23 protein-coding genes and 2 pseudogenes are annotated in these 21,328 nt (G+C 62.9%); 8 read left to right on the top strand and 17 right to left on the bottom strand.

Annotated features, from left to right (window positions below):
• Positions 1–186: 186 nt before the first annotated feature.
• The 5 genes from F758_RS0107770 to F758_RS0107750 all read right to left on the bottom strand — a co-directional run bounded on the left by F758_RS0107770 (position 187) and on the right by F758_RS0107750 (position 3,978).
• Positions 187–765 (bottom strand): MarR family winged helix-turn-helix transcriptional regulator, encoded by a 579-nt coding sequence (locus F758_RS0107770; protein WP_245286434.1) that lies wholly within the window; start codon positions 763–765, stop codon positions 187–189.
• A 196-nt stretch (positions 766–961) separates the two neighbouring features.
• Positions 962–1,153 carry a hypothetical protein gene (locus F758_RS0107765; protein ID WP_024507330.1) on the bottom strand — a complete coding sequence of 64 codons (192 nt, stop codon included), beginning with the start codon at positions 1,151–1,153 and terminating at the stop codon, positions 962–964.
• A 224-nt stretch (positions 1,154–1,377) separates the two neighbouring features.
• The gene (locus tag F758_RS0107760) at positions 1,378–2,154 is read right to left on the bottom strand and encodes a MetQ/NlpA family ABC transporter substrate-binding protein (protein ID WP_024507329.1); all 777 of its coding nucleotides are present in this window, start codon (positions 2,152–2,154) and stop codon (positions 1,378–1,380) included.
• A 44-nt stretch (positions 2,155–2,198) separates the two neighbouring features.
• Positions 2,199–2,864, bottom strand: coding sequence for a methionine ABC transporter permease (locus tag F758_RS0107755; RefSeq protein WP_024507328.1), 666 nt, complete (start codon positions 2,862–2,864; stop codon positions 2,199–2,201).
• On the bottom strand, positions 2,854–3,978 hold the full coding sequence (locus F758_RS0107750; protein ID WP_024507327.1) for a methionine ABC transporter ATP-binding protein: 1,125 nt from the start codon (positions 3,976–3,978) through the stop codon (positions 2,854–2,856). The genes F758_RS0107755 and F758_RS0107750 overlap by 11 nt, the downstream gene beginning before the upstream one ends.
• A 497-nt stretch (positions 3,979–4,475) precedes the next feature.
• Here F758_RS0107750 and F758_RS0107740 point away from each other — a divergent pair, with 497 nt between their 5' ends.
• From F758_RS0107740 to F758_RS51610, 4 genes and pseudogenes are all read left to right on the top strand, one after another.
• On the top strand, positions 4,476–5,096 hold the full coding sequence (locus F758_RS0107740; RefSeq protein ID WP_245286433.1) for a nitroreductase family protein: 621 nt from the start codon (positions 4,476–4,478) through the stop codon (positions 5,094–5,096).
• Between the two features lie 5 nt (positions 5,097–5,101).
• Positions 5,102–6,121, top strand: a pseudogene (locus F758_RS51620) (rhodanese-like domain-containing protein); the annotation flags it as partial.
• 97 nt (positions 6,122–6,218) lie between these two features.
• Positions 6,219–6,485: pseudogene (locus F758_RS51615) on the top strand (rhodanese-like domain-containing protein); the annotation flags it as partial.
• Positions 6,486–6,512: 27 nt separating this feature from the next.
• Positions 6,513–6,725 (top strand): rhodanese-like domain-containing protein, encoded by a 213-nt coding sequence (locus F758_RS51610; protein ID WP_245286441.1) that lies wholly within the window; start codon positions 6,513–6,515, stop codon positions 6,723–6,725.
• Positions 6,726–6,782: 57 nt separating this feature from the next.
• Here F758_RS51610 and F758_RS0107730 read toward each other — a convergent pair whose 3' ends face one another.
• Positions 6,783–7,715, bottom strand: coding sequence for a division plane positioning ATPase MipZ (locus F758_RS0107730; RefSeq protein ID WP_024507325.1), 933 nt, complete (start codon positions 7,713–7,715; stop codon positions 6,783–6,785).
• A 300-nt stretch (positions 7,716–8,015) separates the two neighbouring features.
• Between F758_RS0107730 and F758_RS0107725 the strand changes: the two genes are divergently transcribed.
• Positions 8,016–8,384, top strand: coding sequence for a hypothetical protein (locus F758_RS0107725; protein ID WP_024507324.1), 369 nt, complete (start codon positions 8,016–8,018; stop codon positions 8,382–8,384).
• A 12-nt stretch (positions 8,385–8,396) separates the two neighbouring features.
• Here the strand turns inward: F758_RS0107725 and F758_RS0107720 are convergent, their stop codons facing one another.
• The gene (locus tag F758_RS0107720; RefSeq protein WP_024507323.1) at positions 8,397–10,442 is read right to left on the bottom strand and encodes an NAD(+) synthase; all 2,046 of its coding nucleotides are present in this window, start codon (positions 10,440–10,442) and stop codon (positions 8,397–8,399) included.
• A gap of 273 nt (positions 10,443–10,715) precedes the next feature.
• Between F758_RS0107720 and F758_RS0107710 the strand changes: the two genes are divergently transcribed.
• Positions 10,716–11,657, top strand: a complete 942-nt coding sequence (locus F758_RS0107710) for a metallophosphoesterase (RefSeq protein WP_024507322.1) — start codon at positions 10,716–10,718, stop codon at positions 11,655–11,657.
• A 3-nt stretch (positions 11,658–11,660) separates the two neighbouring features.
• Here the strand turns inward: F758_RS0107710 and F758_RS0107705 are convergent, their stop codons facing one another.
• The 5 genes from F758_RS0107705 to F758_RS0107685 all read right to left on the bottom strand — a co-directional run bounded on the left by F758_RS0107705 (position 11,661) and on the right by F758_RS0107685 (position 15,931).
• Positions 11,661–12,149, bottom strand: coding sequence for a CDP-archaeol synthase (locus tag F758_RS0107705; RefSeq protein WP_024507321.1), 489 nt, complete (start codon positions 12,147–12,149; stop codon positions 11,661–11,663).
• Between the two features lie 105 nt (positions 12,150–12,254).
• A complete protein-coding gene (locus tag F758_RS0107700) occupies positions 12,255–12,542 on the bottom strand; it encodes a hypothetical protein (RefSeq protein WP_157449899.1) in 288 nt (95 codons plus the stop codon).
• A 222-nt stretch (positions 12,543–12,764) separates the two neighbouring features.
• A complete protein-coding gene (locus tag F758_RS0107695; RefSeq protein WP_024507319.1) occupies positions 12,765–13,895 on the bottom strand; it encodes an alpha/beta fold hydrolase in 1,131 nt (376 codons plus the stop codon).
• A 57-nt stretch (positions 13,896–13,952) separates the two neighbouring features.
• Complete coding sequence (gene pncA / locus F758_RS0107690; protein ID WP_035721272.1) at positions 13,953–14,579, bottom strand: bifunctional nicotinamidase/pyrazinamidase; 627 nt, start codon at positions 14,577–14,579, stop codon at positions 13,953–13,955.
• The gene (locus F758_RS0107685; RefSeq protein ID WP_024507317.1) at positions 14,576–15,931 is read right to left on the bottom strand and encodes a nicotinate phosphoribosyltransferase; all 1,356 of its coding nucleotides are present in this window, start codon (positions 15,929–15,931) and stop codon (positions 14,576–14,578) included. The genes pncA and F758_RS0107685 overlap by 4 nt, the downstream gene beginning before the upstream one ends.
• Positions 15,932–16,084: 153 nt before the next feature.
• Between F758_RS0107685 and F758_RS0107680 the strand changes: the two genes are divergently transcribed.
• Positions 16,085–16,501, top strand: coding sequence for a DUF3775 domain-containing protein (locus F758_RS0107680; RefSeq protein WP_051386739.1), 417 nt, complete (start codon positions 16,085–16,087; stop codon positions 16,499–16,501).
• An 18-nt stretch (positions 16,502–16,519) separates the two neighbouring features.
• Positions 16,520–16,738, top strand: a complete 219-nt coding sequence (locus F758_RS0107675) for a ChaB family protein (protein WP_024507315.1) — start codon at positions 16,520–16,522, stop codon at positions 16,736–16,738.
• A gap of 93 nt (positions 16,739–16,831) precedes the next feature.
• On the opposite strand, the gene F758_RS0107670 is transcribed toward F758_RS0107675, so the two are convergent.
• From F758_RS0107670 to F758_RS0107650, 5 genes are all read right to left on the bottom strand, one after another.
• Entirely contained in the window at positions 16,832–17,044 is a 213-nt protein-coding gene (locus tag F758_RS0107670) for a hypothetical protein (RefSeq protein WP_024507314.1), read from the bottom strand.
• Positions 17,045–17,948: 904 nt separating this feature from the next.
• Positions 17,949–18,608 (bottom strand): phosphoribosyltransferase, encoded by a 660-nt coding sequence (locus F758_RS0107665; RefSeq protein ID WP_024507313.1) that lies wholly within the window; start codon positions 18,606–18,608, stop codon positions 17,949–17,951.
• A 217-nt stretch (positions 18,609–18,825) separates the two neighbouring features.
• Complete coding sequence (locus F758_RS52735) at positions 18,826–18,960, bottom strand: hypothetical protein (RefSeq protein WP_283805849.1); 135 nt, start codon at positions 18,958–18,960, stop codon at positions 18,826–18,828.
• A gap of 106 nt (positions 18,961–19,066) precedes the next feature.
• Positions 19,067–19,735 (bottom strand): hypothetical protein, encoded by a 669-nt coding sequence (locus F758_RS0107655; protein ID WP_024507312.1) that lies wholly within the window; start codon positions 19,733–19,735, stop codon positions 19,067–19,069.
• A 3-nt stretch (positions 19,736–19,738) separates the two neighbouring features.
• Positions 19,739–21,139 (bottom strand): selenium-binding protein SBP56-related protein, encoded by a 1,401-nt coding sequence (locus F758_RS0107650; RefSeq protein ID WP_024507311.1) that lies wholly within the window; start codon positions 21,137–21,139, stop codon positions 19,739–19,741.
• Positions 21,140–21,328: the final 189 nt, after the last annotated feature.

Genomic DNA, 21,328 nt, shown 5'->3' with positions numbered 1-21,328 from the left:
TCCTCATATTCTGCGATCAAGAACCGCCACTTCTGAATGTAATTCCGTTCAATCGTCCGGTCGAAGCTGTTGTCGCGCATCGAATCCCCCTGCTGGGCTGGATCCGATCAGCGAATTAGTGAACATGCACAGCAATGACGGCGGAGGTCGGTGCGTCCCCCGCTTCCCTCAGCTCGGCAAAACGCTCTACCGTGCGCGCGCGGCCTTCCTGCGCGCCGGGCGTTCGGACGCAGTCGCCCTGCGGCTGTCCGGTGGGGCGGCGTCCATATAGGTGAGCATCGCCACCGCATGATCACCGCATCCAACCAGACGCGCCATGATCGCCGACAGCCGCGTGAAATCGTCGGCGCTGAGGCAATCGAACAGGGCATCGTTGACGGGCGCCTGGATCGAAACGAGATCGTCAAGCATCTTGCGCCCCTTCGCCGTCACGGTCAGCAGCACACGCCGGCGGTCGACGTCATTGGTGCGCTTCTTCACCAGGCCTGCCTTGACCAGCTTGGCGACCTCGATCGTGACAAAAGCGCCCGACAGATGCAGGTGCTCGGCGATTCGGCTGACGCCGACCCCCTCCTCGCCCTCCAGATGCGCGATCGAGATCAGCGTCGTATAGGCAATTCCTGAGATACCGAGCCGTCGGCCGAAATAGGCGCGGCACTCATCGACGCGGGCGCTGAACGCAAGAAAATCGTGAATGAATTGCCGAAAGCGGATGTCGGTGCCGTCCGGCATCAATTCCGGCTTGGAAACTGTAAGTCGGGACACGCCTTTAGACCTTTGCAAAGCCGTGGCCGAGCAAGAACGCTTGACCTCCCCGTCAGCTTAAACACGTTCGCAAGGCCAGAGCTACTGGGTTTCGCCAAGCCGGCAAGCGCAACCAGTCGCGAGACCGCGCCAGCCGGTTCCTTCTGGATGATCCCTCACGCCTAATGTTTGAGGCCGCGGCCGCGCCTGAATTCATTCAGGCGAGCCGTACCTCCTGGTCCGATCGCGCCTGCGCGTCGTAGATCTTGATCTGCAGCATCGGAAAGCGTCGCTTCAGGTCCCGCGCGCCGGTCTCGGCACCTTCCTTGGTCTTGAACTCCGTCTTGACTCGACCGTCAATCACAAGCGCGTAGCCGCTGGTCGGCAGCTCTCGGTTCAACCTAAGCATCAGCAAAACCAGATTTGGAATTAGCTTCTTCGGTCCTCTCGGGCCGTTTCCGCTCTAAGGTGAGTCTCGATGCCGGAGCAAGCGAAAACCAGCCGTGGGCCCGGTCGAACCAACGGGCGAATTTTCGGCTGTAGTGAACCATTCACAATTTTGCGTCGCGAGCGTCCGCCGGCGCGAATCTCGGCGTCGAGCCGGCGGGGATCCGCGCCGGAGAGACTGCCTTCCTACCATGCCGCGAGATAGGTCCCCTTGAAGCGCTTATCGAGAAACTCCCTCACCGGGTCCGAATGATACGCCGCGATGAGCTGCTGCACCCACGGCTTGTCCTCGTCCTCCTCACGAACGGCGAGAATATTGACCCAGGGGCCCTCGACATTCTCGTGGGCGATCGCGTCGACGGCCGGATTGAGCCCTGCCTGCACGGCGTAGTTGTTGTTGATCGCCACCAGGTCGACATCCTGCAGCGCGCGCGGAAGCTGTGCCGCATCCAGCTCGACGAACCGCAATTTCTTCGGATTGTCAGTTATGTCGGCGACCGTCGATGCAACGTTGTTCGGATCCTTCAATTTGATCACGCCGTGCAAGGCGAGGATCATCAAGCCGCGTGCGCCGTTCGAGGGATCATTGGCAATCGCAACGCGCGCGCCCTCGGGCAGATCGCTCAGCTTCTTGTACTTCAGCGAATAGACGCCCTGCGGCGAGGCGATGGTGTTGGCCACCTTCACGATCTTCCAGCCGGTTTTCGATATCTGGTTCTTCAGGTAAGGCTCGTGCTGAAACGAATTCGCCTCGATGTCCTTGAGCGCGAGGGCCTGATTGGGGATGACATAGTCGGTAAACTCGACGACCTTGATGTCGAGGCCGCGCTCGGCGGCGACCTTCTTGACCACGTCCATGATCTCGGCATGAGGACCGGCCGTCACGCCGACGCGGATTGTCTCGGCCTTCGCAGGCATCGACAGAGCTAGGGCAACGGCGACAATCGCGGCAAAGCTACGCATTCATCTCTCCAAACAGGTTGATGGGCAATATTCGAGCGGCGGTCTCAGCGATGTCGCAGGCGCCGATTGACACGGCGTGCCAGATAATCGCCTGCGGTTTGCACCGTCTGTACCAGCACGATCAGAACCAGCACGACCGCCAGCATCATTTCCGGCATGAAGCGCTGATAGCCATAGCGGATGCCAAGATCGCCCAGGCCACCCCCACCGACGGCGCCAACCATTGCGGAATAGCCGAGCAGGCTAACGACAGCCAGCGTCAAGGCCATGACGAGTCCCGGCAGCGCTTCCGGGATCAGCACCTTGAACACGATCTGCAGCGGGCTCGCACCGAACGAGGACGCCGTCTCGATCAGCCCGGCATCCACCTCGCGGATCGCAGCTTCCACCAGGCGCGCGATGAACGGTGCCGCGGCGATCGTGAGCGGCACGATTGCGGCCCCGGAGCCGATCGAGGTGCCCGCAACCAGCCGCGTGAAGGGAATGATGGCAACGACCAGGATGATGAATGGCGTCGACCGCGTCGCGTTGACGATGATGCCCAGCACCGCATTGACGGCCGGCGCGGCGAACAACTCGCCCTTGCGGCTGGTCGCCAGGAAAATCCCGATCGGCAGGCCGAACAACGTCGCCAAGAGCGCGGCGACGGAGACCATGAACAGGCTTTCGCCGGTCGCCTCGATGATCAGATTGATGAGCTCACGCGACATAGCCAAGACGCTCCACCGGGAATTGCTGCTGCGAAAGATAGGTCAGCACCTGCCGCGCCGTAACCTCGCCACCGGGAATGCCGATGATCAGCGAGCCGACATGCTGGCCGCCGATCTCGTCGATACGGGCCGAGAGCAGCGCGACGTCGACCGCAAGCTCGCGTGCGAGGCGAGCGACGATGGTGTCGCCCGCATCCGTTCCCCGCACCTGCACGCGAATGACGGCCCGGCCACCCGGAATCGGCTGAGGCGCGAGCCGGCTCGTCAGCGAGACCGGAATATTGTCGCCAAGCACCTCGGCCAGAAAGCTCTGGGTGATCGGATGCTTCGGGCGGGTAAAGATGTCCGCGACATGTCCCCGCTCGACGATATTGCCGGCATCGATCACGACGACTTCCTTGGCGAGCTGACGGACGACGGAAATCTCATGGGTGATCAGGACGACGGTGACGCCGAGCTCGCGATTGATGTTGGCGAGCAGATCGAGGATCGCGCGCGTCGTCTGCGGGTCGAGCGCTGAGGTTGCCTCATCCGACAAGAGGACATTCGGTCTGGTGGCGAGCGCACGGGCGATGCCGACGCGCTGCTTCTGGCCGCCGGACAGCTCGGAGGGATAGCGATCATGCTTATCGGCAATGCCAACGAGGTCCAGCAGTTCGGAAACGCGCACCGCGACATCGGCCTTCGACCAACCGGCAATTTCGAGCGGCAGGGCGATATTGTCCGCCGCCGTCCGCGACGACAACAGGTTGAAATGCTGGAAGATCATGCCAATAGAGCGCTGCGCCAGGCGCAGCTCCCGACCCACCAGGCTGGAGATGTCGCGGCCGTCGACAACGACCCGCCCGGTGGTCGGTTTTTCCAGCCCGTTGATCAGCCGGACGAGGCTCGACTTTCCCGCGCCCGAACGGCCGATCACGCCGGTGATCGATCCGCGCGGAATGGCAAAATCGATGTGCTGCAGCGCCTGGACGCCCGGCTTGTCGCGATAGGCGGGATAGACTTTCGAGACGGCCTCGAACCGGACCATGGCGTCCTGTTCGACGGGACTTGCGGAAATGGTCGGAACTGATGGGATAGCCCGCGCGACCGCCAGCGATTGATGTGCATTCATTCGACAATTCCAACTCTCATGACGCGGCCGCGCCACAGCCCTTCGCGGATCAAGAAAGCAATAGCTCAGTGGCCGAATAGCTGGAGATCGCTATCGACGATGGCGAGCGGCGCGGCCGGTGCACCCGTCGCGGCGCTTCCGATCGCCGTCCGACGGTCTTGGCCCGCCGACCGATTTGTTGCGATTTTGATGGACCACCCGCGCCCGGTGCCGCAGCGCACAACAACATGGCCTGCAGCCGCGTCCGTGGCAATTTCAGATATCGGCGTCAAAGTAGGCCAAGCTTTCCCTGGCCGTCGTACCAAAAGAAGATTTTTGTGGTCAGGCAATATAGGTCTTGTCTCGGGATCGGACACGACAGGCCATTGTGCCCCCCTCTCCCACATGCCACAGGCGTTCAAGACCGCGATCCGCTCGCACCGGTTCGATGACGGCTTCACACTGCCCGACTATTTCGATTAATGCTGGCGCGCCGCGCTGCGAACGAGGAGAAGAAGGTGACCATCGAGAAGCAGGTTTCGACCAGCCGTGCCCCCGAATATCAGGCCGACCGCATCTTCGTTGACCGCTGGTCGCCGCGCGGGTTTAGCCGGGAGGAAATCCCGGAAACGGTTCTCCACGGCTTCTTCGAGGCCGCGCGCTGGGCACCATCCGCTTTCAACTCCCAACCGTGGCGCTTTCTTTACGCTTTGCGCGGCCAGCCGGAATTCGAGACCTTTCTGGCGCCCCTGATTGCGTTCAACCAGGACTGGGCGCGCCACGCCGCGGCCCTGATCTATTTGCTGTCGAAGAAGGAGTTTACGGCACCGGGCAAATCCGAGCCGCAATTCTCGCGCACCCATTCCTTCGACAGTGGCGCTGCCTGGGCCAATTTTGCCAACCAGGCGACGGCCGCGGGCTGGGCCGCGCACGGCATGAGCGGCTTTGACGTCGAGAAGGCAAAGGCCGTGCTCGGAGTGCCCGACGGCTTTGCGGTCGAGATCGCAATCGCGGTCGGCCGCAAAGGCGATGGCGCACATTTGCCGCCCGCGCTCCTGCAACGCGAGCAACCGAGCAGCCGCTCCGCGGTTGGCGCCTTCGTGGCACGAGGCCTGTTTCCCGAACGCTTCCGAGGCTGATCGCGATGACCAGCATCTCACAATCCCAAATCCCTGGCACACTGCGGCCCGACGGGATACCCGAAACGACGCCGCGCGAGCTGCGCCGCCGCTGGCGTGCCGGCGAAGAGGTCGCCCTGCTCGACGTGCGCGAGGAAGGGCCCTATTCCCTTGCCCATCCGTTCTTTGCGGTCTCGCTGCCGCTCTCGCAAATCGAACTGCGCATTCTCGATCTGATCCCGCGGCTGACCGCGCCGATCGTCGTTTACGACAATGGCGAGGGATATGCGGCGCGCGCCGTGGCCCGCATTTCGAGGCTTGGGTTTACGGACGTCTCCATCCTCCGCGGCGGTCTTGCCGGTTACGCAGAGGTCGGCGAGGTCTTTCGCGATGTCAATGTGCCGAGCAAGGCGTTCGGAGAGCTGGTCGAAGCGATTCGCCACACCCCTTCTCTTTCCGCACGCGAGGCCAGGGAGCTGATCGAGAGTGAGCCCGACCTCGTCGTGCTCGACGCGCGGCGGTTCGAGGAATACCGCACCATGAGCATTCCCCGGGGCATCAGCGTTCCCGGCGGCGAGCTTGCGTTTCGTGCGCGCGAAATCGCGCCTTCGCCCGATACCACCATCATCGTCAATTGCGCAGGCCGGACCCGCAGCATCATCGGCACCCAATCGCTGATCAATGCCGGCCTCCCCAACAAGGTCTTTGCGCTCCGCAACGGCACCATCGGCTGGACGCTGGCCGGGCACACGGTCGAGCGCGGCAGGACCGACCGCTTCCTGCAGCGGCCCGAGGCGACCTATCCCACCGCCCTTACCGACGCGAAAGCCTGGGCCGACCGCGTCGGCGTTTCCGTCCTGGATCGCGCCACGTTCGACCTTTTCCAGGCGCAGGCGAATGAACGCACGCTCCACCTTCTGGATGTGCGGACGCCGGAGGAATATGAGCGTGGACATCCGGCGGGTTTCGCCTCGGCGCCGGGCGGCCAGCTCGTGCAGGCGATCGACGAGTGGGTCGCGGTCCGCGGCGCGCGGCTGGTATTATTCGATGACGATGGAATCCGCGCGCGAATGACCGCTTCCTGGCTGGTCCAGATGGGCTGGGAAGCCCATGTCGTGGGACCGGACGTGATCGCGGCGACGAGTGCCGGAACGCCCGCGCCGCGCCGCCCCGCTCTCCCCGATCCCGGCGGTGACGCAAATTTCGATCGCAGAACTCGCCGCCCATGCGAAGGACCGGACGGTTGTCGATCTCGCGCGCAGTCCCGCCTACGCGGCGGGCCATATTCCGGGTGCGCACTTCGTTCTGGCCTCGCGTTTCGCCGAGGATCTGTCCCGCCTGCCCGGCGACGGACCGATCGTCCTGACCAGCGCCGACGGCGATGAAGCGCTGTTCGCGCTTGCAGACGCAGCGGCGGCGACGCCACGCAAGGTCACCGTGCTCAAGGGTGGAACGCGTGCCTGGGCCGAAAGCAATCTCGCGCTGGAGCGGGATCATCACTCCTGGGTGTCGCAACCCGATGACGTCTACAAGCGCCCCTATGAGGGCACGGATAATGCCACCGCCGCAATGCAGGCCTATATCGACTGGGAGCTGCAGCTCGTCGCGCAACTCGCCAATGATTCAGTATCCAACTTCCATGTCGTCTGATCGGATTGGTGCTGGGCAGAGGCTCGGCCCCCAGCCCCGGCGCGAGCGGACCTCCGGTTATAACCGCTCCCGCATCAGCGGCTCGTCGGCAAGAATCTCGTCCAGTGCAAGCGGCGTCTCCTTCCGCATCGACCATTCGGAGCGGGCAGCGGCACGGCGCAGAGCGCGCTCGCTGATCGGCAGTTGTAGACGCTCGAACAGCGCCTGCATCTCCGCTTGCGCCGCAAGATGCGACTCGTTCGGACCGGCCCCGAGCGTGATCTCGTCCGGCGGATCGAACGCGGTCACTCCCAAGGGGAAGAACTGCCGATAAACCGCCCGCTCGGCGGAGCCCTCGGCGTCCCTGAAGCCAACGCGCAGGCCGAGTTCGGCGAGACTGTGCTTGACCAGCGCGCCTTCGCACATGCGGTTACGGATCACCACCCAATCGATGAAGCCGGGATCAAGTTGCCGCCTCCTCGCTCGCGCCGCGCAAACCATCGCCGCGTAATGACCGGTTCGGATGATTTCATGCGTGACAGGATCGATCAGGCCCAGCGAGCAAAGGTCAAGAAAGCTGTCCTGCAAGGGCGTCAAAATCGTATCGGCAGCCAAATGGGCCACGCGCATGAGGTAGCTGTCGTGCGAAGGCGTATCGATCACGAGGAAGTCGCAGGACGCCTCAAAGCTCGCGATCGCCTCTTGCAGCCACTCGAGTTCCTTGGCTTCGTTCTCGTCGGCCCTGATGCCCTGGGCGGCGGCGATATGCCGGTGCAGCGGAACTTCGAGCTCGATGCGCTGGTGGTTCGCCCATATACGGCGGTTTTCGATATAGCAGGTCAGGCTGCGCTGATCGGGGTCGAGGTCAAGCGCTGCGACCTTTTGCCCGGCCTTCAACAGGCCGATGGCCACGTGCATCGCCAGCGTCGTCTTGCCCGAGCCGCCCTTCCCGTTACCGACGACAATGACGTAAGGTGCACTTCGCAATCTGCGAAGCGCTCCGTGCTGCATCTGACACTCCAGCGCTTTGCGAGACGTCGTTCACTAATCCGTCGCCGGGCCGCGCCGTTCCCGAACGCGCAGCACGGGAGCGCAACGGCCGCAACACATCCTTGTGACCCGATTACGACCGACGAACGTTCAACATCCGCTTCGCTTGCGCAAAGCCGGAGAGAGGTTCCTTTCACCACCAGGATGCTCTCGCCGCGGAGGCGGCCTACGCTTCACGCGAACCGACGCCTTGATCTTGATCAATTGACATGAGCCGTGTTCAACTTACCTCTGCAGAGTTGAGCAGAGGAGATTCAGACGGTGGCGCGCGAACGAGTGATCTCTCCAACCGGCCGAGGCATTGTCTTTGCCACCATCTCGGCACTGGCTCTCACCACATCGGCTTCGCCGCTCGTCGCAGCCCCCGCGGCGGTCTCGAACGGCGTCTCTGCCATGCCGACATCGAGCGATGCGACGGATTTCAGCGCAGCCCGCCGTCACCGTCGTTACCATCGCGGGCCGAGCGCCGCCGGCGCGGCCTTCATGGGGATGGCGCTTGGACTGGCCGCCGGCGCTATCGCTGCCCAGCAACGACGCGAATATTATGAGAACTACGGCTATTACTACGGCCCCGGACATTACGGGCCGGGATCCTATTACGGTCCGCGATACTACTATCCGCCCTATTGACTGCGCTATTCGCTAAGGCGGCGGAACGTTGCGCTGCAGATCCTCCAGCCACGCCGCTGCGTTGCCATCGGACGGCGCGCGCCAATCGCCTCGCGGCGACAGCGACCCGCCTGCCGACACTTTCGGACCATTCGGCAACGCCGACCGCTTGAATTGGCTGAAGGCAAAGAACCGGCGCAGGAACACCTCCAGCCAATGGCGAATCTCCGCCAGGCCGTAGGCACGGCGCTGGTCGGCCGGGAAGCCGGGCGGCCACTGGCCGGCCGCGCCGTCCTTCCAGGCGTGCCATGCCAGAAAGGCGATCTTGGAAGGACGAAATCCGTAGCGCAGTGTGTAGAACAGGTTGAAGTCCTGCAATTCATACGGGCCGATCGCGGCCTCGGTGCTTTGCGGCTTCTCGCCTGCGGCCGCGGGCACGAGTTCCGGGGAGATCTCCGCCGCCAGAATGGCGCCGAGTGTATCTCCCACCTCCGGGGCAAACTGCTGCGAAACGATGACCCAACGGATCAGGTGCTGGATGAGGGTCTTCGGCACGCCGGCATTGACGTTGTAGTGCGACATCTGGTCGCCGACCCCATAGGTGCACCAGCCGAGCGCCAGTTCCGACAGATCGCCGGTGCCGATGACGATGCCGCCGTGATAATTGGCCAGCCGAAACAGGTAATCGGTGCGCAGCCCGGCCTGCACGTTCTCGAAGGTGATATCGTACACCGGCTCGCCGCGGCCAAAGGGGTGGCCGAGCTCCTTGAGCATCTGGGTCGCGGTGGGACGGATGTCGAGCTCGTGCGCGCTCACGTGCAGCGCCTTCATGAGCGCGAGCGCGTAGCTCTTGCTCTGGCTCCCCGTCGCAAAGCCCGGCAACGTGTAGGCAAGCACGTTCGAGCGGGGAAGGCCGAGCAGGTCGATCGCCTTGGCGGCGACGATCAACGCGTGCGTCGAGTCCAAGCCGCCCGAGACGCCGATGACGACGCGCTTGGTGCCGGTCGCCTGCAGCCGCTGCACGAGACCGGCGACCTGGATGTTGTAGGCCTCGTAGCAATCCTGCGCGAGCCGAGTCTCGTCGCTCGGCACGAAGGGGAAGCGTTCGACGCTTCGAATCAATCCGATATCGGCCGTAGGCGGCCGCAGCGAAAAGGCGGTGCGGCGAAAGCTGCCGCCGCGCGTCCCGATCTCGCGCCTGTTGTCGTCGAAGGTGCCCATCGACACGCGCTCCTGCCGGAGCAGGTCGAGATCGACGTCGGCGAAAGTGATCTGTCCGCCCCGGCGGAAACGCTCGCCTTCCGCAAGCAGCACGCCGTTCTCGAAAATCGCGGTCTGGCCGTCCCAGGCAAGATCGGTCGTCGACTCGCCGTCGCCCGCCGCGGCATAGACATAGGCCGCAAGGCACCGCGCGGAGCAGGATTGACAGAGAAGGGCGCGCGCCCGCGCCCTGCCGATGGTGATCGGACTTCCCGAGAGATTGGCGAGCACGGTGGCGCCAGCCAGCGCGAGCTCCGAGGCCGGCGTCACGGGGATCCACATGTCCTCGCAGACTTCCACCCCGACGGTGAGGCCTGGGATGTCCTCAGCCTCGAACAGAAGATCGACGCCAAACGGCGCCCTCGTCTGCGCGATCGCGATCTCCAGTCCCGCCATGCCCGCGCCGGAGGCGAAGTGGCGGCCTTCATAGAATTCCCGGTAGGTCGGCAGATAGGTCTTGGGCACGACGCCGAGGATGCGCCCGCGATGGATCACCACGGCGCAATTGTAGATCCGCGCCCCGAACCGCAGCGGCGCGCCGATCACGAGAACCGTCATCAGCTCGGCCGAGGCCTCGGCAAGCGTGGCAAGCCCCCGCTCCACGGAATCGAGCAGCGGATCCTGCATGACGAGATCTTCGATCGCATAGCCCGAGAGACAAAGCTCGGGAAATACGGCGAGCGCAGCGGCATTCTGATGACAGGCCCGCGCCGCATTGAGAATCGCCGCCGCATTGGCGGTCGGATCGGCCACGCTGGCGACCGTGACGCAGGCTGCCACGCGGGCAAAGCCATGCCGATAGATCGAGTGGAAACTCATTTCGCCGGATACCTCCTTATTCCCGCTTATAGGACATCGGCCGTCGCGCGGAACAGGTCAAGCGAGGCTTTTCCGCCCCGCATCCGCACGAAATGGCGTCCCGAGCGCAAGCCACGGCCCGACCACAGCCCGAGCTCGATCAAGCTTGCTGTCCCTGGATTTGTGCGCGATGAAATCGGGTCGCTCCCCAGCGCGATGAGGCCTCCACCGCCCTCAAGTTTGTACTATTCTTGCCGTCGGAGAACCAAGTTCCGTCTGTAGGGGTCTCGCTTGCTGAAGAAAAACGAACTCCTCGCCGCGCTGGAGCAACGGCTCGGACGGCTGCACGCCCGCCAGCGGCTGGGCATCGAGGCCGATCACGAGGCGCAGGTGTTCGGCCAGGGCCTGAACTTCTTTCATATCGAGAACTGGTATTCGGTTCACTCCGTCATACGCAACACGCTGAAGTTGTGCGGGCTTTATTGGCGCGGGCGCAAGAACGCCGAGCGCATCGTCCTGAAGACAAACCACGTCCCCTCAACGAGGCTGCCCGCGCAATTCGATGGTTTCACCATCCTTCATATCAGCGATACCCATGTCGACATGAATCAGCGCGCCATGCAGCGGCTGGCCGAACTCGTTACGGGACTGCAATATGACGTCTGCGTCTTGACCGGTGACTTCCGCGGCGCGACGTTCGGTCCCTTTGATGCGGCCTTGAAGGGCATAGAACGGCTGGTCGCGCATTTGAAGCCGCCGATCTTCGGCGTGCTCGGCAATCACGATACCATCCAGATGCTGCCCGAGCTGGAGGCGATGGGCATTCGAATGTTGCAGAACGAATGCGGGGTCATCACACGCGGCGAACAGTCGATCTATCTGGCCGGAATCGACGATGCCCATTATTTCCGGGTCGACAATATCGAGAAGGCCGCCGCGCCCATACCTGAAGGCGCATTCGCGATCCTGTTGTCGCACACGCCGGAAATCTATCGGCAGGCCGCACATGCCGGCTTCGACCTGCTGCTCTCCGGTCACACCCATGGCGGGCAGATCTGCCTGCCCGGCGCGATCCCGATCACGCTGGATTCGGTGCTGCCGCGCCGGATGGGCGCCGGCGCCTGGCACTATGGCAATATGACCGGCTACACCTCGGTCGGCGCCGGGTCCAGCGTCGTCGCGGTGCGCTACAACTGCCCGCCGGAAATCACCCTGCACCGCCTGACGCGCGCCTGATCGTCAATAGGGCTGATCGCGAATGCGCAGGCTGTACAGAATGCGCGAGACGATCAGTTCGCCCACCACGAAGATGCCGACGCAGACGACAATGTCAGCGAAGGTCAGCGCCAGCATGGCTTGGCACACCAGCAACGGAAACAGGGATTCCGGGATCTGATCCAGGCCAATCGCCTGGCTGCTCGGCCTCAGCTTCAAGCGCCGCTTGATGAAGCTCGAGAACAGGTCGCCGATCATGGCGAAGGCCGCCATCAGCGCGCCCACACCGACGGACACCGCAAGCAACGGCGCCACCGCCGCCGTGGCGGCGATCGAAGAGATCACGCCGCGAATCGTCTTCGATGCACCAAACAGCGGCTGGCCATCGAGAAAGCGCATCCCGCCATCCAGCGGGACCGCCAGTCGGGATCCGCAGATCTTCTTGACGATGACCGGCGTTCCGTTCGCAAGCATCAGAAGCGCAAGCGCCTGCGCGATCGGAAAGATCTGCATGTTGTCCTGCCGCTTATGACATGCATCAACGCCGATGTGACTAGGCATCACGGGCGTTGATACATATCAGGCCAGGCAACAGATCAGACGACGAGACGCCGAAGTTCAATAGCCAAAATAGCACGACAGCACGTAATCCCAATCCAGCTCAGGCCGAACGGGGGGACGTCGGCATTCGTCATAGTAGAATTGATAGTTCTTCCAGAACTGGGCGGCATCCCTATAAGGACCTGGCCGCGGCTCGTCGTAGCCCTGCATCGGATAGCCGATGCCAATCGCCGCATGGCTGTGAGCGAGGGCGATACGGCCGCCTCCCCCATCCGCGCGAACAGGTGTCATCACGGCGAGCAATCCCGCGACCGCAACAGCACCGAGCCGTTCCGCCATTCTCATGGTCAGGTCCTCCCTGTCAGGATGACGTAAGGGTGTACAACGCAAGTAGGTCCCGCACTGCGGAACATCAACAACCGGCCATGCCTATCGTTTCAACAATTTCTTGAGCCGCGACAGCGGCGGGGTGTTGATGATGTGAACGGCCAGGGCCAGCCGCGGCGGCGGGTTCGGCGCACGCCCGGTAGTCACCTCTCGATGCGGATCGGAAATCCGCGCTCAGGCTTATGCGATTTCGCGAGCGCGCAAAGCCGCCTCGCCGCTTTGCAGCCAGGCGGCAACGCGCCGCCACGACGTCGTGAGCGTCCTCGCACCCATGAACAAGCCGAGATGAGTGGAAGGTGCGATCGCGCGCTCGATGAACGCCGCCTGCGTTCCCAGCAACGAAGCGGTCGCCAGCGCCTGCGCCGCCGGCACCACCTCATCCTCAGTGCCGGCCAGCAGGAAGATCGGCACCTTCAGCCGATCAAGGTGAACTTCGCGCCCCAACGCGACGAAGCCGCCTTTTGCCAGTCGATTCTCCCTGAAGATCCAGTTGACCACCTGGAGATAATACGTGCCCGGCAGATCCACGGTTTGATTGTGCCAGCGATCGAACCGCTCCTGCAACGCCTTGTCGGCAGCACTATCTGGCGACAGGCTTCTTTGCAGCACCACTTCGGCGTCAGCCGAAGGACTCCAGAAGCGGAGGATGTCATCGCCCCTCACGATCCCGCCGCCGCTATTCACCAATCCTTCGAATGCACCCAGCGAGGCATTGGCAACCATCAGCGAAAGATCGGACTCGACCGACATATCGACGGGCGAGCCGACGAGCACCAACCGACGCACCTTCTCCGGGAAGCGCGCGGCATAGACCAGCGACAGCCAGCCACCCTGGCACAGACCGACCAGATCGACCGGCCAGCCGATCTCGTCGATCGCAACATTCAGATCGGCAAGGTAATTGTCGATCGACAGATAGCGCATGTCGGAGGAAGCCGAGCGCCAATCCGTCGCATACAAACGGTTGAGCCCGCCGCGTTGCAGCGCCTCCACAAGGCTGTGGCTAGGTGCAAGATCGGCGACCAAGGCGCCGTGCAGCGCATACGGCGCGCAGATGAGAACGGGATTGCTACCTTGCGCTCGCGAAAAGTCGCGCAGGCGCAAGGTAGCGAGGTCGAGCGCGACCTTGTTCGGCGTCGTCCAGGCCAGTTCGGTGTCGTCGCGCTTTTCGGTTGCGCCCACCCCCTGTTCGATCCACCACGAACAGGCATCCAGGGCAAATTTTGCGGCGGTATAGGGCCACAGCATCAGGTCCTGCGGCCAAGCCGTCGCGGGTCCATCTTGTCCGGGCGTTGTTCGCTTCTCTCCCACGGTCTTGCTCCTGTGGGGCTCATCTCGCCGATGCATCCGCGGCATCAAGGCTGCCTGTCAAAAGAAGGCCTCGATGCCGACAACCGGAATGCCCTGCGATTTCAAGCTGTGATGGGTTGCAGCAATTGAACCATCGATGTCAATGCCGCGACACGCCTCTTCGATCACGACCGCGTCAAAGCCGGCACGGCGGGCATCCTCCGCCGAGTAGCGAACGCAGAAATCGAACGCCAGTCCAGCGAAGAACAGCGTCTGCCAGCCGCGCTCGCGGAGATAGCCGGCGAGCCCCGTCGGCGTCTTGTGATCATTCTCGTAAAAGGCCGAATAGGAATCGATGTCGCGGTGGATGCCCTTGCGCAGCACGAGGCTGGCGTGAGGAACCGCGAGCGCCCTGTGAAACTCGGCGCCGACGCTGTCCTGAATACAGTGATCGGGCCACAGCACCTGGTTGCCATAGTTCAGCTCGATCGTATCAAACGGGCGCTTGTGCGTGTGGTTGGAGGCGAAGGAGACGTGATCCTCCGGATGCCAGTCCTGCGTCAAGATGACGTTCTCGAATTTTGCCGCGACGCGATTGATGGCCGGAATGACCTTCTCGCCGCCCGGCACGGCAAGCGCGCCGCCGCTGCAGAAATCGTTCTGCACGTCGACCACGATCAGCGCATCCTTGTTCGAGATCTTCATGGCGGCCACTCCGGTAAGCTCATTCTCCAATCGGCGACGGCGGCGAGCTGCTCCAGCGCGGTTGACACCTGCACCTGGTAAGATACCAGCGGCCTGAAACCGCGCAGTTCCGCCGGCAGCCGCTCCAGCCCTCGACGCGCATGCGCGCGAATGTCCTCAAGCGAGGGCTGCGCAGCGATACGCCGGCCACGGGCCATCACGGGGCGGATCAGCGGTTCGCCCTCCTGCTTATGCTCCTCGGTGGAGAGCATGTCCGCGACCATCCGCCCATCCCCATCATAGCGCCGCCAGACCTGTTTGCGGCCGGGCCAAGTCGCCTTTCCCGTCGAACGCTTGCGGCGCGGCAAGCCGGCATATTCCTGCAGTTTGTAGGCACAGTCGAGCGCAGGCGCATCGGAGGAGGTCGTCAGGCTGCTACCGATGCCGATGCCGCCGATCGGCGCTTTTTCCCGCGCAAAGGCAATGAGCGTGCTCTCCTCGATCCCGCCGCTTGCGAAGATGGTGGTCTCCCTCAGCCCGCCGGTATCCAGAATTCTGCGCACGCTTTTCGCCAGTCCCACGAGGTCGCCGCTGTCGATCCGCACCGCACGCACGGTAATCCCCATTTCCTTGAGGCGCGGCGCCAGCGCGACCACTTTGCGCGCAGCAGCCTCGGTATCGTAGGTGTCGATCAGCAGCACCAGATTGTCCGGCCGGGCGCGAGCAAAGGCCTCAAAGGCGGCGGTCTCGTCATCGAACGATTGAACGAACGAATGCGCCATCGTGCCGTAGCTCGGAATGCCGAACACCTTCTCGGCGAGAACGGTCGCTGACCCGGCGAAACCCGCGATGTAGCTGGCGCGCGCAGCCATCAGGCCGGCATCCGCCCCATGGGCCCGACGCAGCCCGAAATCGACCAGCAGCTTGTCCGGCGCGAGCAACACCATCCGCGCGGCCTTGGAGGCGATCAGCGTCTGAAAATGCAGGATGTTGATGAGGTGGGTTTCAAGGAGCTGCGCCTGGGGCAACGGTGCTGTGACCCGCAGGATCGGCTCGTTGCCGAAGAAAAGGCTGCCTTCCCGCATCGCATGCACCTCACCGGTGAAGCGGAAATTGGCGAGATAATCGATCAGCTTTGCGCTGAATTTATCGGTTCGCTCAAGCCAGGTGAGGTCGTCGGTCGAGAACCTCAGGTTTTCGATGCGCTCGAGCGCCTGCTCCAGCCCCGCCGCCATAAGGAAGCTGCGCTGTGGCGGCAGCTTGCGAACAAAGAATTCGAACACGGCGACATCGGTCTGGCCGGCCTCAAGGTAGGCCTGGATCATGGCCAAGTGGTACAGGTCGGTCAGTAGGGCGCTCGGTACGGGTTCCATCCGCAATCCTCGGCGTTGTCCCGGATCAAGCGCCAGCCGGCCGATCGGTTCATCTTGTCGGAACTTTGCGAAGCCGCCATTTGACCTTCATCAACAAGCGCTGCCCTGGCCCGGGGCTATGATGCGCCAAATAGATGCCTTTGGGAGTCGTACATGAAGGAAATCCCGGATCTTGCGATATCGCCGGCGAAAGTCGCCGCGATCCTCGCCAAAGCCCGGCAGTTCGACGTCAAGGACGTGGTCACCGATCCCGACTCCGGCTCGAACGCAAGCGACGATGCCATGCTGTCGGTCCTGGAGGATCACGCCGACGATCCCGTCCGGACCGAACTCACCGCCATCATTCGCTCCCTGAACGAGGACGAGCAGGTCGACCTCGTGGCCTTGACCTGGCTCGGCCGGGGCGATGGCAGTCTCGACGATTGGCCGGACCTGCGCGCCGAGGCCTCGCGCGCGCACAACAGACGGACGGCCGAGTATCTTTTGGGTATCCCGCTCCTCGGTGATTATCTTGAAGAGAGTCTTTCAACCTTCGGCCACTCGCAGGAAGAGTTCGAGCAGCCGGTTTAGTCTCGCGAGGCGACGATCATGCCCTATCGCTCCAACGACGACCTGCCCCCGCCCGTTCGCAACCATCTGCCGGCACACGCGCAGGACATTTACCGCGAAGCTTTCAATCACGCCTACGCTTCGCACGCAGGAGACACGCGGCAGGAAGAGATCGCCCACCGCACCGCTTGGGCGGCGGTCAAACGATCCTACGCGAAAGTCGGCGAGCATTGGATGCCGCTGTACAACGCCCATTAGGCCAGGACGCCGCTCGCAAAGCTGCCTGGTGAGCGCGGCTCAATATCCGCTTCGTACTGCTCTCTGCGATTGCAAGTTCGACCGACGAGTTCTTCATTCGGCGTGACGTCGCGACGTCCGCGCATAGTACCGTAGGTTATCTCTGTTGCCATTCTCAATCGGAAACGGCTCTTGAGTTTTGCGTCCCAAAAACGTGTCCGGTATCGGCTCGCGGAGCAGATGCGCCGCCTCTCTGACCAGTTCGCGTGTCTGGGCGATGAGTTGGTTCAGTGCGAGATTGGCCTTTGCGCGGTGCTGATCCTGCATTGACACGCTCTCCCTCTCTGTGCAGGCGGGAGCGCGATCGGTCTCTCAGCCACCGACGCCTACGGACTCGAGCCTTCGCCGGTGATGCTTACCAACATATCATAGTTTCAATTGGTTCCTGACGCGATTGATCGCACAACGAGCACCGAAGCCTCAAGACGTGCACCATGAACTCGCTGCCCATGAATGGGGCTGCCCACGATGCGCATATTCGACGGCGCGAAAAACCCGATTTTGTGAAACATTTCAAGCCGATTCGGGTCGTCCAGATACGACGCGAAAAATATTCCTCTTTCTTTTTTTCCGAAATATGTGATTACTTAGCATGTCCCGGCCCAATAAGAGGGGCGTTTCGCGATCGTCACGAACGTTGGGCTTGCGGATGCGGTGGACGCGTTGGTGCTAACTGACGAGCAGCGACAACGCGGACGGCGAAGTCGTGTGGTCCTGGCGCCCCGAGGCTAGCGCTAAGTTGGCGAAGATCGCTTGCGCATCTCGCCAATGACGGTGACAACAAAGTCTGGCTCACCGGGGAGAGCTCGAAGTAAGCCGTAAACCACTGCGCGGGGAAGGCCGGTGTGATTACCGCCTGTACCTGTGGTCAACGCGCACCTCGCGCAGCTTTTTCGCGCGGGGGCCCCGGGTGCATGCGGCCACCCGGCCTTCCCTGCGCCCTCGATTTTCTGGAGGGACAAGGATGTTGCAAGACTCGGATGCGGATAGCGTCGCGAGAACGAGGAAGTGCGGAAGCGCTCCTGCTGTGGCCCATCCTTCGAGACGCCTGCTTCGCAAGCTCCTCAGAGGATGAGGTCATCGCGTGTGGCGCGCTCTCACATCCTCGTGGTGAGGAGGCGCAACGCGCCGTCTTGAACCACGGGACCCCGAATCCAAAAGTGCACTGACCCTACGGCGCCTGCGTCCTGTTCGCGGGAAATCGCTTGAGCGTAGCAATCACCTCGTCGTCGCTGACTTGATGAAAATCGCGATAGAAATAACCGATTGCGCCAAAATCTTCGGGCGTGTCCAGACAGACCAGCGCGTCGACCTCGGCATGCAGTTTCTCGACGGTGTCGAGCGGCGCCACGGGGACCGCAAGCACCAGTTCCTTCGGTTGCCGCACCCGAACCGTCCTGATCGCCGCGAGTGTTGTCGCACCCGTGGCGACGCCGTCATCAATGACGATGGTTACATGATCCTTCACCTCCGACCGCGGCCGATCGCCCAGATAGTGTTTGCGCCGACGCGCGATCTCGGCAAGCTCCTCTTTGCAGACGGCATCGAACCTCTTCGCGCTGATGCCGGACAATTCGATGACGTCGCTGTTGCGGATAATGATCGGCTCCTCACCATCCGCGACCGCCCCCATCGCAAGCTCCGGCTGATCCGGCAGGCCAATCTTGCGGACCAGCAGCAGATCGAGCGAAGCCTCGAGCGCCGCCGCGACCTCGGCTGCGACCGGCACACCCCCGCGCGGCAGCGCCAGGACGACCGGATGCCGGTCCTTGTATTTGAGCAACGCCTGCGCGAGCCGCCGGCCCGCATCGGTTCGGTTCTGAAACAGCATGGCGAAGCCATCCTTTCGCGAGCTGGGGTGAGACTATCGGCCCCGCCAAACGTAATTATTGACTGGCATCAAGCTTCCAAGGTTCCGACCGGCCATAGCGTTCGGCACAGCGACCGCGTCAACAAGTTCAAGAAACCGGTGCGACTTCCCTGTCCCGATTTTCCACGCTCCGCCCGCTGTCGCGGCGAACACTCGATCTGCAGGCCAGCACCGGAGTTTATCTAAGCGTGACGCCGCTGACCGCAACGCCAGCCGGCTGTCGCGGCACGCCCTGCGGGCAGAGCGGCGCATTCTGCTTGGCCCCGCCCTCGATCCGGGCGGTGGCCTCGAGCACATCGTCAGCGTCCGCCATCGCCTTTTGTTGCAGCGCCGGAAGACGCCAATGCGGCTTGAGGCTGGCGTCCGAAGCCTATTGTGGAGCGACACTCAATCGCTCGCTGATCGAGCCGGTTTCGGCGCTAGTCCGCGAGGTTGAACGCGAGCGCCGCAACGCCGACCAGGATGAGGCTGGCGGCCCAACCTGCTTCGAGATTGAACCAGCTACGCGAAACGAATTTCAGCCCGAGATAGCGGTAAACCGCCCAGGCCATGCTGCCGCCGGCGGCGATCATCGCTACGACGTGGATAATCGCAACCAGCACCGCCATGCCGAGATTTGCCCCCATAAGCGCGCCGGCCGCCTCGTGGCCGGTATCCAGCGCGAATGCCTGGCACAGACCGAGATAGATCGGCACGAGCATCAACGCGGCACCATGCGCGAGCGCGATCGCAAACGACCAGAGGCCGAGCTGCGCCGGCGGTATTCGCGCCAGCGCGCGCGGGTGGCGCCGGTTCAAGAGCCGAAACATGCCGAACGCGATGAGCAGCAGACTCGCAAAGGTGCTGATCTGATGCTGCCATTTCGCGAGCACCAGCAACAGCGCAAACGGCAGCAACATCAACAGCGTTGCGAGCAGATGGCCGACCGACAGCGGTCCGAGTGCGGCGAACAGCGCGCGCGGACTTCGCTCCATCAGCCCGGCCGAAACAGCGAGCGGCCAGCCCATTCCCGGACTGATGCCATGATAGAGGCCGCTCGCTATGACAGCCAGCCAAAGCCAGGCCGGCGTCCAATCCGCCCCGCTCAACTGTCAGGCCGAGGGATAGCAGAAGGAATCGGTCGAACAGTCGCCGCCTTCAAGCCGGATTTGATGGGCCCGATATCCTTCAGGGAAGCTGACAAAATAATCCGCGGCAAGTTCGAGGCCACCGCTTGGGCCAGCGTTCGCCATCACTTCGACGCCCGGAACGCCGTCTGGATAGAACTGGTCGTCCCACGTCGAGTACAGCGAGTTTGTCCAATAGACCCGCTTGCCGTCTCGGCTGATTTCCACCATCTGCGGGCCGCCCGCAAACGGCTTGCCGTTCGGATGCGGCGCGCGATGCGCGATGCCTCCGATGCGTACGGAGCCCGCAAGCTTCGGCTTGTGGGGATCGCTCACGTCGTACTGTCGCATTTCTCCGGTCCCCCAGCAGGAGACATAGAGGAAGCGATCGTCCATCGACAGATCGATGTCGGTCACCAGCGGCGGCACGGCGCCGAAGCCCTGGAGCAGCGGCGGAAGCTTCTCCTTCGGCGCGGGCTCGGCGGGAATCGTCGCCGTCTTCTCGACATGGAATTTTCCATTCTCGCGCCACCAGGTCCAGATCGAACCCTCAAGATTGGTCGTATCGACCACGACACCAACGAAGCCATATTCGCGCGCGGGATCATGGGCGGGCCGCACTTCGAGCGCCATCTGATGGTTGGCACCGAGGTCGAGGGTTTGAACGTGACGCCGCTCCCTGAGATCCCAGAAGTGGAGCCGGTGGCCGTACTTGTTCGACAGCAAATCTTCCGGAACGATGCCGTTCTCGAACTGCGGCGGGAGCGCCCATTCGCTCGTCACCATGTAGTCGCGCGGCAGATTCCACCAGAAGTCATAGTGCAGCTTCTGCGGACCGCGATCGAGCTCCCAGCGCCCGAGTACCTCAAACGTCTCGCAGTCCATGAGGAAAACGCCCGGAGGCCCGTCAGTACCGTCTTTGCCCCTGCCGCCCAGCGTGCTCACGTAAATGCCTTCCGGCCCGCAGTGGATGGTGTGCGGCCGCGAGTAGCCTGTTTTCTTGAACACCTCCTCGGGCTCGATGATCTTGTGAATCCGGGCCTGCGTGGGATCGGGCTTGGTGTCGATGATATAAATGCGCGAGGACCGCAGACCGGGAACGATGAGGTAACGTCGTTCGATGAAGGCGTGCCCAAACAGCGGCGACAATGCCGACGAGCACGCATTCCAGCCGAAGTGATGAAATTCGTCGCCCTTGTTCGGCATCGTCACGGTGTGAACGATCTGGCTGTAGTGCGGCGAACCCGGCTTCACGTCGATGACGGCGAGCGCGTCGGGCTTGGAGAAATCCGGACTCAGCAAGACGGTGTAGGCGAAGTTCTCCGTCGGAGCTTCCATCGCAAGCTTCGGCGATGCGTGGAGGGTTGGGTCTGGCCTTATCGTCATGGTACTGCCTCCCGGTTGGCTGGCTTGTGCCAGCATGGCTTGAGACGCCGGCATCAATATATAGGCACTTGTGTAGACTTGTTGGCGAGCGCCGCGCGCCTAGCCAGCCATTGCGGGCGGCTTCGCCGAAATCGTCCTACGATGATGCAACGCACAGGGTTCCTAGCAGCCGACGGCTCTGCCGCCCCG

It is taken from the genome of Bradyrhizobium sp. ARR65 (assembly GCF_000472385.1).
GTDB lineage: Bacteria > Pseudomonadota > Alphaproteobacteria > Rhizobiales > Xanthobacteraceae > Bradyrhizobium.
Note: the sequence above shows the minus strand (reverse complement) of the source record. Positions and strands in the feature narration are given on the sequence as shown.

What these genes read in the sequence shown, in the direction of transcription:
- F758_RS0107765 (WP_024507330.1), bottom strand. Translation starts at nt 1,153, where the DNA reads ATGCTTAGGTTGAACCGAGAGCTGCCGACCAGCGGCTACGCGCTTGTG.
- F758_RS0107760 (WP_024507329.1), bottom strand. Translation starts at nt 2,154, where the DNA reads ATGCGTAGCTTTGCCGCGATTGTCGCCGTTGCCCTAGCTCTGTCGATG.
- F758_RS0107755 (WP_024507328.1), bottom strand. Translation starts at nt 2,864, where the DNA reads ATGTCGCGTGAGCTCATCAATCTGATCATCGAGGCGACCGGCGAAAGC.
- F758_RS0107750 (WP_024507327.1), bottom strand. Translation starts at nt 3,978, where the DNA reads ATGAATGCACATCAATCGCTGGCGGTCGCGCGGGCTATCCCATCAGTT.
- F758_RS0107730 (WP_024507325.1), bottom strand. Translation starts at nt 7,715, where the DNA reads ATGCAGCACGGAGCGCTTCGCAGATTGCGAAGTGCACCTTACGTCATT.
- F758_RS0107720 (WP_024507323.1), bottom strand. Translation starts at nt 10,442, where the DNA reads ATGAGTTTCCACTCGATCTATCGGCATGGCTTTGCCCGCGTGGCAGCC.
- F758_RS0107705 (WP_024507321.1), bottom strand. Translation starts at nt 12,149, where the DNA reads ATGCAGATCTTTCCGATCGCGCAGGCGCTTGCGCTTCTGATGCTTGCG.
- F758_RS0107700 (WP_157449899.1), bottom strand. Translation starts at nt 12,542, where the DNA reads ATGAGAATGGCGGAACGGCTCGGTGCTGTTGCGGTCGCGGGATTGCTC.
- pncA (WP_035721272.1), bottom strand. Translation starts at nt 14,579, where the DNA reads ATGAAGATCTCGAACAAGGATGCGCTGATCGTGGTCGACGTGCAGAAC.
- F758_RS0107685 (WP_024507317.1), bottom strand. Translation starts at nt 15,931, where the DNA reads ATGGAACCCGTACCGAGCGCCCTACTGACCGACCTGTACCACTTGGCC.
- F758_RS0107680 (WP_051386739.1), top strand. Translation starts at nt 16,085, where the DNA reads ATGAAGGAAATCCCGGATCTTGCGATATCGCCGGCGAAAGTCGCCGCG.
- F758_RS0107675 (WP_024507315.1), top strand. Translation starts at nt 16,520, where the DNA reads ATGCCCTATCGCTCCAACGACGACCTGCCCCCGCCCGTTCGCAACCAT.
- F758_RS0107670 (WP_024507314.1), bottom strand. Translation starts at nt 17,044, where the DNA reads ATGCAGGATCAGCACCGCGCAAAGGCCAATCTCGCACTGAACCAACTC.
- F758_RS0107665 (WP_024507313.1), bottom strand. Translation starts at nt 18,608, where the DNA reads ATGCTGTTTCAGAACCGAACCGATGCGGGCCGGCGGCTCGCGCAGGCG.
- F758_RS52735 (WP_283805849.1), bottom strand. Translation starts at nt 18,960, where the DNA reads ATGGCGGACGCTGACGATGTGCTCGAGGCCACCGCCCGGATCGAGGGC.
- F758_RS0107650 (WP_024507311.1), bottom strand. Translation starts at nt 21,139, where the DNA reads ATGACGATAAGGCCAGACCCAACCCTCCACGCATCGCCGAAGCTTGCG.